Genomic DNA, 13,779 nt, shown 5'->3' with positions numbered 1-13,779 from the left:
GGCTACAGGTCCGCGCCGATGCTGAGGTAGATCTGGAACCCGGCGTCGGGATCGTCCAGGCCATGGCCGATATCGACCCGGACCGGGCCGACCGGGGAGCGCCAGCGCACGCCGGCGCCGACGCCGGTGTGCCAGTCCGGCGTACCGTCGAACGCGCTACCGCTATCGACGAACGCCGCTGCGCCCCAGTTCTGGGTGAAGTAGTGCTCGTACTCGACGCTGGCAGTCGCCACGTTCTTCGCGCCCAGTGCGTACAGCTTGCCGTCGCTGCCCTCCACACGTGGACCGACCTCGCGCCAGGCGTAACCACGGATGCTGCGGTCACCGCCGGCAAAGAAGCGCAGGCTTGGCGGCATTGCGACCAGGTCGTCGGTAAAGGTATGGCCCAGTTCGCCGCGCACGATCAACCGGTCGCGATCGCCCATCCCGCGATACCAGCGCAGCGTCGCCCTGGCCTGGGAAAAGTTGGCATCGCTGCCCACGCCTTCCAGACCGCCGCGCACCATCAAGGTGCCGGCGAGGCCGTCGCGCGGAAAGACCAGACTGTCGGCATCGATGTATTCGGCCCGCAACGACGGATAGGTGAAGGTTGCGTAGCGGTACTCCGGGCCGGTACTGGCGTCGCCATCGTCATCGGCCAGATAGGACCAGCGCTCGCGCAACGCATGCAGCGACGCGGTGACGTTGAGATGGTTGTTGATGCGTCCGTTGCGACTGCCGACGAACTCGATCCGGCGACTGTCTATGTAGTCGGTCTGTTCGTCCGCCGCTTGTGCACTGAAGGTATACCAGCCATCCACCCACGCGAACGCGGGGATGCGGTACTGCGTGGTCAGGGTCTTGCGGCGCTGCGCGTAGTCGAGCTGGACCAGTGCCTTGTGGCCACGATCGTTGACGTAACGGCGCTCCATCCCCAGCCGCACACCCGGACCACTGTCGGTGCCATAGCTCAGGCCGGCGCTGTAAACGCTGCGTTTGGCGGGGAACAGCAGCACGTCGATGGGAACCTGGCCATCGACGGCCTCGTCAGGGTTGGGATTGATGACGACCGAGGAAAAATAATCCAGCCGTGACAGCGACTCGCGCAGCCGATCCAGCTTGCCCTGGTGGTAATAGCTGCCGGTTTCCCAATAGACCAGATTGTCGAGCAGCGAGGTGCGCAGGATGGCCTTGGGCTTTTGCTCGAACGTGATCACACCCATGTCGTAGCGCGGGCCACTGGTCCACACCAGGTCGATGTCGGCCGCGTGCTCCGCGCGAGTGACTTCCACCCGGCGATGGGCAAAGTCCGCGTCGAAATAGCCGCGCTGGCCAAGCCGTCGGCTGATGCGGGTCTTGCTGGCTTCATATACCGGGTGCTCGAACACCTCGCCAACCTCCGGCTGGAACGCGGCGATGTCTTCGGTCAGGTACCGGTCACGGCCGCCGTCGCCTTCGATGGCAACGTGCTCGCGTCGCACCCGCACCGGCTCCCCGGGATCGACCGCGATGGTCACCGTGGAGGTGGCGTCGCCGCGGTCGCGCTCCACGGTAATCGTGGGTGAGTAATAGCCGAACGGCTCCAGTGCTTCACGGGTCTGGTCTTCGGCCTCGCGCACCAGGTAGGCCAACCGTCGGCCTGACAGGTCCTTGCCGACCACGTCGACCAGCGCCACGGCGCTGCGCACGTTCTCGGTCATCGCGTCGTCCAGGCCGGTGACGATCACCTTGTCCACCTTCGCTGCGTGCGCCGGGTCGCTGGCAAACAAGCACAACGCGGCGATGGGCAGGGCGAGGCGGGGAAGGCGCATGCGGGCGAGGATACCGGTAGCGTGTCAAGAATGGATTAGGACCGGCCTCAGATCGACCGGCCTCAAATCGATAGGTATTCGATTGCCGCCACGCTGCCCAGCCGGTCACTCAGACGCTTGAGCAGCGCCAGCCGGTTGTTGCGCACCTTCTCATCGTCGGCGTTGACCATCACCTGCTCGAAGAAGGCATCGACCTGCGGACGCAGCCGGGCCAGCCGGCCGAGTACGGCCACGTAATCGTCCTGCTCCAGCAGCGGGTCGGTGTCGGCGATCGCCGCGTCGACCGCTTCCGCCAACTCGCGTTCGGCCGGCTCGCAAAAGAGGCTCGTGTCGACGATGTCCGGCACCGGACCCTCGACCTTCTTGAGGATGTTGCGGCTGCGCTTGTTGGCGGCGGCCAATGCGGCCGCTTCCGGCAGGGCCGCAAACGCCCCGATCGCCTTGAGGCGGTGGTCGAAATCGAGCAGCGAGTCGTGGGCCACATGGGCCACCGCCTCGAACTGCTGCACCGAGATGCCCTGGTCGGCGTAATAGCCGCGCAGGCGATCGTAGACGAAGGCGGTGACATCAAAACTGCCGATGTCCGGATTTTGCAGTGGCTGGGCGGCGATGGCGCGCTCCACCAGTTCGTGCAGCAACAGATCGTGGCCGCCTTCGAGCAAGGTGCGCGCCAGGCTCAGCGCATTGCGCCGAAGTGCGAACGGATCCTTGTTGCCGGTCGGCTTCAGGCCGGCGACAAAACCGCCGGCCAGGGTATCCAGTCGCTCGGCGATGGCCAGCACCTGGCCGAGCTTCGATGGCGCGATCGCATCGCCGGAGAAACGCGGCATGTAGGCCTCGTCGATCGCATGGGCGACCTCGACCGGCTCGTTCTCCACGGCCGCGTAGTAGCGCCCGGCGATGCCCTGCAACTCGGGAAACTCGCCCACCAGCCGCGATTGCAGGTCGGCCTTGGACAACTCGGCGGCACGTCGGGCCAGGCTCGGGTCGACGTCAACCTGCGAGGCGATCCACTCGGCCAATGCCGACACGCGCGTGACCTTGTCGGCGACGCTGCCCAGCTTGCCCTGATACGTCACTGCTTTCAGGCCGTCGCTCATCGACGCCAGTCCCTGCTTCATGTCCTCCACGAAGAAGAATTTGGCGTCGCTGAAGCGCGGCCGGATCACCCGCTCGTAACCCTTGCGGACTTCGGCCTCATCCTTGCTGTCGATGTTGGCAATGGCGACGAAATGCTCGCTGAGCCGGCCCTGCCCATCCAGCACCGGGAAGAACTTCTGGTGGGTTTCCATGGCCGCGATCAATGCCTCGGCCGGGACCGCGAGGAACTCGGACTCGAACCCGCAGGTGATCGCGCTGGGCCATTCGACCAGGCCGTTGACCTCTTCCAGGATGCCAGGCTCGATCCGCGCCACGCCGTTGCATGCCTGCGCCGCGGCCTCGACCTGGCGAACGATGCTTTCGCGCCGCTCGTCGGCATCCACCAGCACTTTCGCGCCACGCAGCGACCCCACGTAATCGCCGGGCGTGCTGAACCAGACCGGCTTGTCATGCATGAAACGATGACCGCGACTCATGCGATCGCTGCGCACGCCCAGCAGCTCCACCTCGACCACGTTGTTGCCCAGCAATACCACCAGCCAATGCACCGGCCGGGCGAAGCGGTAGTCGTGGTCGCCCCAGCGCATCGGCTTGGGGATCGGCATCGCCGCCAGCGCGTCGCTGATGATCGCGCCCAGCAGGTCGGCGGTCTTCGCGCCCGGCTTGACCGAGCGGTGCACGAAACGCTCCCCTTTGTTGTCGGTGGTCTTCTCCAGCGCGGTCCACTCGACGCCGGCCTTGGCGGCAAAGCCCTGCAGTGCGCGCGTCGGCTGGCCATCGGCGTCCAGCGCGATGTTGAGGTACGGCCCCAGCACTTCGGAAGACTGTACGGGTTGCTCAACGGCCACTCCGGGCAGTAGCACCGCAAGCCGGCGTGGGGTGTACAGCGGCTTGGCCTCGTCGCGCTCGAAGGCGACGCCGCGCGTGACCAGCCCGTTGATGACGCCATCGAAAAACGCTTGCGCCAGCCCGGCCAACGCCTTGACCGGCAATTCTTCGGTCCCCAGTTCGATCAGCAGCGGTTGCATCCGCACGCCCGTGTTGCCCGAGGTGATGTTGTTCATCACACGCTCTCCTTGCCGGCCTGCTGGGCGGTGGCGCTCTTCATTCCCGGGAACCCCAGCTTCTCGCGCTGGGCGTGATAGGCCACGGCCACCGCCTGGGAGATCTTGCGCACGCGCAGGATGTAGCGCTGGCGCTCGGTGACGCTGATCGCGCGGCGCGCATCGAGCATGTTGAAGCTGTGGCTGGCCTTCATCACCTGCTCATAGGCTGGCAGCGGCAGGTTGAGTTCGACCAGTGCCAGCGCCTCCGCCTCGCACTCGTCGAAGCGCCGGAACAGCACCTCCACGTTGGCATGCTCGAAGTTGTAGGTGCTCTGCTCGACCTCGTTCTGGTGGTAGACGTCGCGGTAGGTCACCGGCGTGCCGTCCGGGCCGTGGGTCCAGACCAGGTCGAACACGTTGTCTACGCCTTGCAGGTACATGCACAGGCGCTCCAGACCGTAGGTGATCTCGCCCAGCACCGGCCTGCATTCCATCCCGCCGGCCTGCTGGAAGTAGGTGAACTGGGTCACCTCCATGCCGTTGAGCCAGACTTCCCAGCCCAGGCCCCAGGCGCCGAGTGTCGGCGATTCCCAGTTGTCCTCGACCAGCCGCAGGTCGTGCACCAGCGGGTCCACGCCGAGTGCTTTCAGCGAGTCGAAGTACAGCTCGACGATATTGTCGGGCGAGGGCTTCATCGCGACCTGGTACTGGTAGTAACGCTGCAACCGGTTGGGGTTGTCGCCGTAGCGGCCGTCGGTCGGGCGGCGGCAGGGTTGCACGTACGCCGCGTTCCACGGCTCCGGCCCCAGCGCGCGCAGGAAGGTGGCCGGATGGAAGGTGCCGGCACCGACCTCCAAGTCCAGCGGCTGGATCAACACGCAGCCCTGCTCGGCCCAGTACGCATTCAGGCGCTGGATGAGTTGCTGGAAGGTGGGAGGCTGGGAGCTCGTGGGCGACAAGGCGCGTGAGTCAGGCTGCGACATGCTTGAAAGGCCGTGGGGCAAAGCAAGTTAGTATACGGCCCGCTTTGCACGCGTCGTTTTTTCGCCGTTTCACACTGGGATACGCTGTCCGTGACCATGCCTTTCCTGATTATCGCGACCGGCCAGCCGGCCGAACCCCTGCGCCGCCACGGCGATTTTGCGCACTGGATCCGGGTGGCCGCGCGCTTGCCACGCGACGGTGCGGTGGTGATCGATGTCCAGACCGGTGACGCATTGCCCAATCGCGAAGGCTTCGCCGGTGTGATCGTGACCGGGTCGGCCGCGATGGTCACCGAGCGCCTGGCGTGGAGCGAGGCCACTGCGGCCTGGTTGCGCGACGCGGCGCACGCGGGCTTGCCGCTGTTTGGCATTTGCTACGGCCATCAACTGCTGGCGCACGCGCTGGGCGGCGAAGTCGGCGACAACCCGGCCGGTCGCGAAATGGGCACCGTTGAGATCGAGCTGCTGCCTGCGGCCGCGCAGGATCCGTTGTTCGCGCCGTTGCCTGCGTCGTTCGATGCACAGCTGACCCACCTGCAGGCCGTATTGCGCGCCCCCGCCGACGCCACGGTGCTGGCGCGATCGGCAGCCGACCCTTGCCAGGCCTTCCGCTGGGGCGATAACGCCTGGGGGGTCCAATTCCATCCCGAATTCAGCGCCACCCATATGCGTGGTTATATCGATGCGCGCAAGATTGCATTGCAGCGCGAAGGGCTCGATCCACGTGCGATGCTGGCGGCGGTGGGGGCTTGCCCGCAGGGTCGACGGGTGCTGCGCCGCTTCGTCCACCATGCGCGCGGGCTGACACAGGGCGTATCTACAAGGGAGAAAACCGGGTCATGACGGATATTCGCAAGGTGCCTGCCGGTGCAGGCGCGGAATGGTTGCTGGGCGGGTTGGCGTTGTTGCGCAAGGCGCCGCTGACGCTGGGCCTGCTGGGTGTCATCTGGGGTGGCCTGTCGACCTTGGCGTCGGTCGGTGGGCAGGTCTGGCTGAGTCTGGTGTTGGCGGTGCTTGGGCCGGTCCTGTTTGCCGGCGTTGTTTACGCGACGCGTGAAGTCGACCAAGGGCGCCCGGCGTCGCCGGCCGACCTGGTGCAGGGCGTGCGTGATGGCAAGGTGCCGCAGCTGTTGGCGATGCTGCTGCCGCAGATCGCCGCGTTGGTGGTGGTGATGGTGTTGCTGGTGGCGATGGTGGGAAGCCAGGAGCTGGTGCGCCTATCCGAGCTCATGGTCGAGCTGCAGGTCAATCCGGATCCCGCGCTGGTCGAGTCGCTGCCGCTGGGTAGGCTGTTTGGCTGGATGATTGCCGCGTTGGTGGTCGGCGTAGTCGCCGGATTCTTTACCTTCGTTGCGATTCCCGAGGTGATGTTCACCGATCGCGGCGCCTTCGCGGCGATGAAGCTGAGCTTCCGCGCCTGCCTGAGCAACCTCGGCGCGGTATTGGTGCTGTTAGTGCTGTTGGTGATAGCGATGGTCGCGCTGAGCCTGGCGTTGCAACTGGTCGGGATGGTGTTGAGCATGGCAATCGGGGCGATGGCGTCGATGTTCGTGGTCCAACTGCTGCTGATGGCGATCCTTCTGCCGGTGATGGGCGGGGTGGCCTATCTCGCTTGGCGGCAGATGATCGGTGACGCACCGACCGCGCCAACGACACCGGTGGTGTCGGCAGGCGGTTTCGAGGCCTGATCGGCCGCAAGGTGTGACGGGCATGCAGCAACGGGGTATGTAGTAGCAGAGCATGCAGTGGCGGCGCAGTCCTCGGGGGAGGACGGCCGTTACGGGGAACGTTGGCAAAACAACAACACCAACAGGGGAAAGGAAAATGACGACACACGCAATGAGTCCGATGGCCGGCTTTGACTGGCTGAAACGCGGCATCAATCTGGGCCGCAACAATCCGGTCGCGGTATTCGGCGGCGCAGCGCTGTTGCTGGTGGCCATGCTCGTGGTGGGAGTGGTGGCGATGCTGGGGGCCGCCGCGATGTTCGCCATGCTCGGAGACAACCTCGTCGGCATGGTCATCATCGGCATGCTCGTGGGCGTGCTGGTCCTGGTGGTGATGGGCATGCTGATGGTCGGCTACTGGCGGCTGATCGACGCAGCGGAGAACGGGCGTCCTGCACGCGTAGTCGATGTGTTTTCCGGGCTGGGCGACATGGCAACCTCGTCGCGCCTGATCGGCTTGCTGGTGCTGATGGCCATCGTGCAGAACGTCATCATGGCCGCCTTGTTGTCGGTGTTCGCCGGCGGCGTCATGACCTGGTATCTGCAGATGATGCAATCGCAGGCGCTCGCCGATCCGACGGCAATGATGGCCAGCCTGCCCGCCGGGCTGGGCGCTGCCTACCTGGTGATGATGGTGGTCGGCATGCTGTTTTTCGCCATCCAGTCGGTTGCGATCGGACAGATCTGCTTGCGCCGCCGCGGCGTTTTTGCCGCGTTTGGTGAGGGTGTTGCCGGCGCATTCAAGAATGTTTTGCCGCTGCTGGTGTTGTTCGTGAGCTACGTGGTGGCGATGATCGTGCTTGTCATCATCGCGGGCATCGTGGTGCTGGTGGTGAGCTTATTGGGCAAGTTCCTGGGCATGTGGATCACCATGCTGATCGGCATTCCGCTGTATTTGCTGTTCCTGTTGGCCGTGTGTGTCGTCGCGTTTGGCGTGATGTACCACCTGTGGCGCGACGTGTGTGAGGGCGGCAGCGATGCAACCACCCCGGCCGAAGCGCTTACCGCCTGATCGGATCCGCGTCAGAGCAGTGCCTGCTCCAGCGTGGTGCGCATCACCGCCATCGCCGCAGTCATGCCCCATAGCGTCAGTGCGATGGTGGCGATCGCGAGTATTCCAAGCCAGACCCAGGCCCAGGTTGGCAGTCTGTCGCCTGGGCCACCGGTTGCCACCGCTCGGGGTGTCGCCATTGGGGCGGCTACGACCCGCGTCGCGCTGATGCGGTCGTGCAAGGCCAAGTGTCTCGGCGCCAATGCCGCCATCAGGTGACCGACGTTCAATGTCGCCCAGGACAGGCTGCCCGCAAGGTGACGGTTGAGGGCGTGGCCCGGTGTCAATGTTTGGCCCCCCAGGTCGACGACCTGTAAACCAAGCAGTCGCTGGCCCGGTGTCGCTCGTCGGTGCGAGCCCTCGCAGGCGACGTGATAACCGCCACCAAGCAAGGCGATCGCGAGTAGCAGCGGCCATGTCAGCGACCACAACGTCGATTGCAAGCTCAGGCTCGCCTCATGCAACGCCGGGTTGTGCAGCATTGCCGCCGCCAGTTGCGGCAGGGGAACGTAATCAATGATCGCGTCGGCCATGGCTTGGCTTGCCGCCTGCAACAAGCCGGTCACCCGAGACGGCACGGCATGCGCCGGAGCCGAGATGACCGGCCAAGCCAGCAGCAGGGCCAGCGGCATGATCGATGCCATATCGATTGACCATGCCGCGGCACGCTGCCAGAACCCCGCGGGAGTCAGCAGCCGGCCGTCGGGATGCGCGGTCACAGCTACTCTTCCGGGGCGACCGCGGCGGGCGGGGCCAGCCAACGCGATGCGACGATGCCGACCTCATACAACAGGCACATCGGGATCGCCAGCATCAGTTGCGACACCACGTCCGGCGGGGTGATCACCGCGGCGACGATGAAGATACCCACCACCGCGTAACCACGTGATTCACGCAACTGCTGCGGCGTGACCCAGCCGAGCAGCGTCGCGATCACCAGCGCGACGGGCAGCTCGAAACTGGCGCCGAAGGCCAGGAAGATCACCAGCACGAAATCTAGATAGGCGCTGATGTCGGTCATCATGGCCACGCCATCGGGCGCGATGCGGGTCAGGAAGCCGAATACCATCGGCAGCACCAGGAAGAACGCGAACGCGCAGCCGGCATAGAAAAGCAGGACGGCCGAGGCGAGCAGCGGAATGGCGAGCCGCTTCTCGCGCTGGTACAGGCCCGGTGCGACGAACGCCCACGCCTGGTAAAGCAGCCAGGGCATCGACACCATCACGGCGGCGAAGAAGGCCAGTTTCACCGGAGTGAAGAACGGACTGGCGACCTCCACCGCGATCAGTTGGCCACCGGCGGGCAACTTTTCCAGCAGCGGCGCGGCGAGCAGGGCATAGAGGTCATTGCCGAACGGCAGCATCACCACCAGCACCACGACCAACCCGACGACCGCACGCAACAACCGTGAGCGCAGTTCGATCAGGTGATCGAGCAGGCGGGGGTCGTTGCCCGACTCGGCATCAGGTGGCTCGTTCGGCGTAGTCATGGGCGCGACGACGGCGGGTCGCGGACCGGCTCGTCAGGCGATGGTGGGTCGCGTCGGACCGGGTCAGGGCCGAGAGGGTCGGGCTCACGCCGCTCCGGGGCAGTTGGACCGGGTTCCCGGTGCTCGGGCTCGGTCGGCTCATCGCGCGGCGGACCGGGTTCGCCGGGAGATGATTCATCGTGTGTCTGGTCGCCGCCGAGTACGGGCTGCCCGGATCCATGCGACTCGTGGTCGGCGCTCGGTTGCGCCTGGGTGGCTTGGTTCCATTCACGCTCGGCAATCACGCGGCCGTGTTGCAGGTCGCGTCGCAGGCCCTCGCCGCTGGCCTGCAACTGGTCGCGGGCATCGCGCAATTCGTCCTGGGTCTTGCGCAGGCTGTTCTTGAGATCCTCGTCTGCCAACTCTCTTTCCAGTTCGGACTTCACCGAGTACCACTGCGCGCGGGCGCGGCGAACCCACAGTCCGGCGAATCGCGCAGCGCGTGGCAGGCGTTCGGGGCCCAGTACCAGCAACGCCACGATCGCCACCACGAAAAGCTCTGAAAAGCCGATGTCGAACATGCCGGTAGCCGGAGGACGCCGATGCCCGCGCTCAGCGCGGGGTGTGCTCGTCGTCGTGCGCGGCTTCCTTGTTGTGTGAAGGCGTCTCGTTGTTGGCGCTGTCGCGACGAGCCGCATCCGACAGCTGCGCCGGCGGCTGGTCCTTGCGTGCGGTGTCGTCGTCCGCGTCGTGGATTCCCTGCTTGAAGCCCTTGACCGCCTCACCCACGTCCTTGCCCACGTTTTTCAGGCGCTTGGTTCCAAACACCAGTACCACGATCACCAGCACGACCAGCCAGTGCCAAATACTTAAACTGCCCATCGGATCTCTCGCTGGAAGTGGGGATGCAGGATAGCGCAAGCCAGCCTAACCGAATGGCATCGCTATATTGGCCAGTGCCTCAGCCAACGGCCAGTCGCCGGCTGGCGATCACTACTCGATCGGAGGCAGTGGTTCGGTCTGGATGGGTGGCGCGGTGGGGCTGTCCACGGTCTGGAACGGCTGCGGCTGGTTTGTGGGCGCATTCACTGGAGCATTGACCGGCGGCGGTGTGTATTGCGGGGCTGCAATCACGGCGGCCGCCGGTGCGGGCGTATCGCCCTGTCGCGCGCTACGCGCCGCTGCCGTGGCTTCTTCCAACTGGTCGCGGAAACCCACGATGGCGTCGGATGGACGCGCCTCGGCGCGGCCTTCGAAGATCATCCGCGGCGTAGTGCCCGGGCCGTAGGCGGCAACATTGGCGTCGTCGTCGATGCTCACTACCCCCCCGTCCAGCGCGACGCCCGCAAACAGGCCACGGGCGCGTGACCACGACCAGATCTCCGCCTTCAACTTGCCGTCGGTGGCCAGGCTGGTGGTTCGCCCGATCGGCCCGGCGGCGATGCTGGCATCCGCGCCCAGGGTGATCTTGCCGTTGACGATGGAGTCCACGCCACGCTGGCTGGTGAAGACCATCACCACGTCGGAGGACTGCACGCCGGCCTGGAAGCCGATGCTGCCACCGGTCAGCTTGACGAAGGCAGGATTGGACCACGTCCCTTGCGGCGTCTTGACCGAAACCAGGCCGTGGCCACGGCGACCGCCGATCACCAGGCCGATCTTGAGCGTGTCGGGCACGACCACTATCGCCTTGGCCTCGTCGAACAGGATGTCCGGAATGCTTGACTCGGGGATGGCCTGGATTTCATTGAGTACGCGCAACGCATTGCGTGCACGCTCGTCCTCGGCAACACCCGCCATGGCAGGGGCGGCCAGACCAAACGTGAGCAAGGCGATGGCGAGTCGGGGCAGGATTGGCATGGGCAACTCCGGGGACGTGGATGCAAGCGGTGCGCAACGAATCATAATGGGTGCGCTGCAATTGACCGCGACGCGCGAATGGAGTTCAGGCTAATGAGAAGGCGATGAATAAGGTAGGAACCGACACGGCACTGGTACTGGTCAACCTGGGCACCCCGGCCGCGCCCACCGCTGCGGCGATCCGTCGTTACCTGGGGGAGTTCCTCGGCGATCGGCGGGTGGTTTCGCTGCCACGGTGGTTCTGGCTGCCCTTGTTGCACGGGCTGATCCTGCCGCTGCGTGCACCAAAGGTGGCGCCCAAGTACGCCAGCGTGTGGATGGATGAGGGCTCGCCGCTTGCCGTGCATACCCGGCGCCTGGCCGAAGCGGTTCAGCGCGAAATGCCCGGGGTGCGCGTGATCGATACGATGCGCTACGGCGAGCCCTCACTGGCGCAGGTGTTGCAGCGATTGTCGTCGGAAGGGATCCAGCGCGCGCTGGTGTTGCCGTTGTATCCGCAATATTCGACCACCACCACCGCTTCGGTGGCCGACGTGGTTGCGCGGGCCGGATCGCTGCCGTTGCGCATGGTCCAGGACTATCACCTGGATGCGGGCTGGGTCGATGCCGTGGCCAGCTCGATCCGGGCCCACCGCGCCCAACATGGTGCCAGCGAGCTCCTGCTGTTTTCCTTCCATGGCTTGCCGCAACGCCTGGTCGACGCGGGTGACCCCTACCAGCGTCAATGCGAAGCCGGTGCCCAGGCGATCGCGGCGGCGCTGGGGCTGGATGAGGCGCAATGGGGCGTCAGCTACCAATCGCGATTCGGCCGTGAGCGCTGGTTGGAGCCGGCCACCGCCAACACGCTGGTCGCGTTGGCCGACCGTGGCGTACGCAAGGTGGACATCGTGGCGCCGGGATTCGCGGCCGACTGCCTGGAAACCCTGGAGGAGATTGCAATCATGCTGGCCGAGGACTTCGCCGCGCGCGGTGGCCGGCTGCGCTACATCCCGTGCCTGAACGACAACCCGGCACACGCCGCGGCATTGGCGGCAATCGCACGACGCGAGTTGGAGGCATGGGTTTGAGCAGCGTCGATGCGCACGGCATGCGCGAGATCAACCTCGACACGTCGCTGGGCCGGTTTGCCGGCTTGCGCAATGCTGCGCCGGGGGCGCCGCGGGTGTTGGCTTTGCACGGCTGGCTGGATAACGCTGCCAGTTTCGTGCCGCTGCAGCGGTGCCTGGACGGGATCGACCTGGTCGCGCTGGATATGCCTGGCCATGGTGCCAGCGGACACCTGCCAGCGGCTGCCGAATACACCGTGGTCAATACCGCCCGGGTGGTCTTTGCCGCGGCCGATGCGCTGGGTTGGGAGCGGTTCTCGCTGCTTGGCCACTCGCTGGGCGGCGCCGTGGCCAGCGTGATGGCCGCCGCCGCACCGGAGCGGATCGAGCGGCTGTGCACGATTGAGTCGCTGGGCGCGTTGGCCGAGCAGGACAACGAGGACGAGGAGGCCGTGATTCGCCTGCATCGATCCTTTTCGCAGCGGTCTGCCGAACGAAAGCCGCTGCGGGTGTTTGCCGACCCGGCGACCGCAGTCCGCGCCCGGATGATGGCCGGCGGAATCAGCGAAGCCGCGGCGAGCCTGCTGGTCGCCCGCGGCCTGGCACCCGCCCGCGGCGAGAACCGGGCACGCGGCTTCAGCTGGCGCAGTGATCCGCGCCTGACCCGTCCCACCGCGGTACGACTGAGCGAAGCGCAAGTGCGTAGCCAGTTGGCGGCAATCACCTGCCCGGTCCGGGTGATCTATGCCGAGCCGGCCCAGGTTTACTTCCCGGAGACACTGCGCCGCGCACGTTTTGGTTGCCTGGTGGATGCGGATCTGGTGGTGTTGCAGGGAGGCCACCACGTACACATGGAAGCGCCTGCGGAGGTTGCCACGGCCATCGGTGATTTTTTCAGTGCTGCCCGTCGAGTAACGCCCGCAAGGTCGCCTTGAGTCGGCGCCCCTCGCTTTTCAGGTAATCCCGATCCTCCCGCCACGCCGGGAAACGCGTCTCGACTTCAGTCCAGAAAGCAGCGGAGTGGTTGGCCTGGAGCAGATGGCACAGCTCGTGGACCAGCACATACTCAAACGCCGACGGTCGCGCCAGCACCAGTGACAGGTCCAGCGCCACTGTGCCATCGGGTGCCAGCGAGCCCCACTGCGACGACATCTGCTTGAACCGGAATTGCCGCGGCGGCCGTGGCAGTCCGGCCTGGTACGCCGGCAGCCAACGACCAATGTTGGCTCGCGCCTGACCTTCGTAGAAGTCACGCAGCGCGCGGGCGATCGCGGAGGGACCAGCGCGGCCAGGCAGGCTGATGACCAGGCCGGTGCCACAGGCGTCGGCATCCTCACCGTCATGCTGGAGCCGGGTGTGACGCCCGGATTGCCAGCGCAGGGGAAGCATCCGGCCTCGCAGTGGCAAGGCCGTGGTCTGCAGTCGATCCACCGCCGCCGGTACGTCCACGGTGTGGTGGTCGACCTGTGCCGCCAACCAATCGGCGTGCTCGCGGCTGAAGCGCTCGCCGCTGGCCAGGCTGGCGCGCAGCGGCAAGGTCAAGCGTGGGCCGCGCTCGTCAACGGACAGCTTGATCCGCCGCGCGCGCGGGTCGCGGAACCGTTGCACCACCAACACCCGGCCGTCCGCCAGTATCAACTCGAACGCGTCGCGCTCCACCGATCGGGGTTTGCGGGCCAGCGGGCGGAACGGATTGGGGCTCACGGC

At 66.0% G+C, this 13,779-nt stretch carries 14 protein-coding genes; 5 read left to right on the top strand and 9 right to left on the bottom strand.

The genetic code is table 11. The annotated features are described in order from the left end of the window. Positions 1 to 2: 2 nt before the first annotated feature. The 3 genes from ACW7G0_RS13770 to glyQ all read right to left on the bottom strand — a co-directional run bounded on the left by ACW7G0_RS13770 (position 3) and on the right by glyQ (position 4,920). Positions 3 to 1,790, bottom strand: coding sequence for an autotransporter assembly complex protein TamA (locus tag ACW7G0_RS13770; RefSeq protein WP_456990493.1), 1,788 nt, complete (start codon positions 1,788 to 1,790; stop codon positions 3 to 5). Between the two features lie 62 nt (positions 1,791 to 1,852). Next, the gene (gene glyS / locus ACW7G0_RS13765; RefSeq protein WP_456990491.1) at positions 1,853 to 3,955 is read right to left on the bottom strand and encodes a glycine--tRNA ligase subunit beta; all 2,103 of its coding nucleotides are present in this window, start codon (positions 3,953 to 3,955) and stop codon (positions 1,853 to 1,855) included. After that, positions 3,955 to 4,920 carry a glycine--tRNA ligase subunit alpha gene (gene glyQ / locus ACW7G0_RS13760; RefSeq protein WP_456990489.1) on the bottom strand — a complete coding sequence of 322 codons (966 nt, stop codon included), beginning with the start codon at positions 4,918 to 4,920 and terminating at the stop codon, positions 3,955 to 3,957. Before glyQ ends, glyS begins: the two co-directional genes overlap by 1 nt. A 96-nt stretch (positions 4,921 to 5,016) precedes the next feature. Between glyQ and ACW7G0_RS13755 the strand changes: the two genes are divergently transcribed. The 3 genes from ACW7G0_RS13755 (at position 5,017) to ACW7G0_RS13745 (ending at position 7,659) form a co-directional block, all read left to right on the top strand. Beyond that, on the top strand, positions 5,017 to 5,763 hold the full coding sequence (locus ACW7G0_RS13755) for a glutamine amidotransferase (RefSeq protein ID WP_456990487.1): 747 nt from the start codon (positions 5,017 to 5,019) through the stop codon (positions 5,761 to 5,763). After that, on the top strand, positions 5,760 to 6,608 hold the full coding sequence (locus tag ACW7G0_RS13750; protein WP_456990485.1) for a BPSS1780 family membrane protein: 849 nt from the start codon (positions 5,760 to 5,762) through the stop codon (positions 6,606 to 6,608). The genes ACW7G0_RS13755 and ACW7G0_RS13750 overlap by 4 nt, the downstream gene beginning before the upstream one ends. A 136-nt stretch (positions 6,609 to 6,744) precedes the next feature. Further along, positions 6,745 to 7,659 (top strand): hypothetical protein, encoded by a 915-nt coding sequence (locus ACW7G0_RS13745; protein WP_456990483.1) that lies wholly within the window; start codon positions 6,745 to 6,747, stop codon positions 7,657 to 7,659. Between the two features lie 11 nt (positions 7,660 to 7,670). Here ACW7G0_RS13745 and ACW7G0_RS13740 read toward each other — a convergent pair whose 3' ends face one another. The 5 genes from ACW7G0_RS13740 to ACW7G0_RS13720 all read right to left on the bottom strand — a co-directional run bounded on the left by ACW7G0_RS13740 (position 7,671) and on the right by ACW7G0_RS13720 (position 11,026). After that, positions 7,671 to 8,417: an RDD family protein gene (locus ACW7G0_RS13740; RefSeq protein WP_456990481.1), complete on the bottom strand. Its 747-nt coding sequence runs from the start codon at positions 8,415 to 8,417 to the stop codon at positions 7,671 to 7,673. 2 nt (positions 8,418 to 8,419) lie between these two features. Further along, positions 8,420 to 9,187, bottom strand: a complete 768-nt coding sequence (gene tatC, locus ACW7G0_RS13735; protein ID WP_456990479.1) for a twin-arginine translocase subunit TatC — start codon at positions 9,185 to 9,187, stop codon at positions 8,420 to 8,422. Then, on the bottom strand, positions 9,184 to 9,747 hold the full coding sequence (gene tatB / locus ACW7G0_RS13730) for a Sec-independent protein translocase protein TatB (RefSeq protein ID WP_456990477.1): 564 nt from the start codon (positions 9,745 to 9,747) through the stop codon (positions 9,184 to 9,186). The genes tatC and tatB overlap by 4 nt, the downstream gene beginning before the upstream one ends. 31 nt (positions 9,748 to 9,778) lie before the next feature. Continuing rightward, positions 9,779 to 10,048: a Sec-independent protein translocase subunit TatA gene (gene tatA / locus ACW7G0_RS13725; RefSeq protein WP_456990475.1), complete on the bottom strand. Its 270-nt coding sequence runs from the start codon at positions 10,046 to 10,048 to the stop codon at positions 9,779 to 9,781. Positions 10,049 to 10,159: 111 nt separating this feature from the next. Further along, positions 10,160 to 11,026 carry a lipid-binding SYLF domain-containing protein gene (locus ACW7G0_RS13720; protein WP_456990473.1) on the bottom strand — a complete coding sequence of 289 codons (867 nt, stop codon included), beginning with the start codon at positions 11,024 to 11,026 and terminating at the stop codon, positions 10,160 to 10,162. 104 nt (positions 11,027 to 11,130) lie between these two features. On the opposite strand from ACW7G0_RS13720, the gene hemH reads away from it, so the two are divergent. Both hemH and ACW7G0_RS13710 read left to right on the top strand, forming a co-directional pair. Beyond that, entirely contained in the window at positions 11,131 to 12,093 is a 963-nt protein-coding gene (hemH, locus tag ACW7G0_RS13715) for a ferrochelatase (RefSeq protein ID WP_456990471.1), read from the top strand. Between the two features lie 20 nt (positions 12,094 to 12,113). Next, positions 12,114 to 13,007: an alpha/beta fold hydrolase gene (locus ACW7G0_RS13710; protein ID WP_456990554.1), complete on the top strand. Its 894-nt coding sequence runs from the start codon at positions 12,114 to 12,116 to the stop codon at positions 13,005 to 13,007. On the opposite strand, the gene ACW7G0_RS13705 is transcribed toward ACW7G0_RS13710, so the two are convergent. Next, entirely contained in the window at positions 12,967 to 13,776 is an 810-nt protein-coding gene (locus tag ACW7G0_RS13705) for a M48 family metallopeptidase (RefSeq protein WP_456990469.1), read from the bottom strand. The genes ACW7G0_RS13710 and ACW7G0_RS13705 overlap by 41 nt on opposite strands. Positions 13,777 to 13,779 lie beyond the last annotated feature (3 nt).

This window comes from Lysobacter sp. A286 (genome assembly GCF_054052105.1).
The sequence above is the reverse complement of the archived record's forward strand: the minus strand, read 5'-3'. Positions and strand labels throughout refer to the sequence as shown.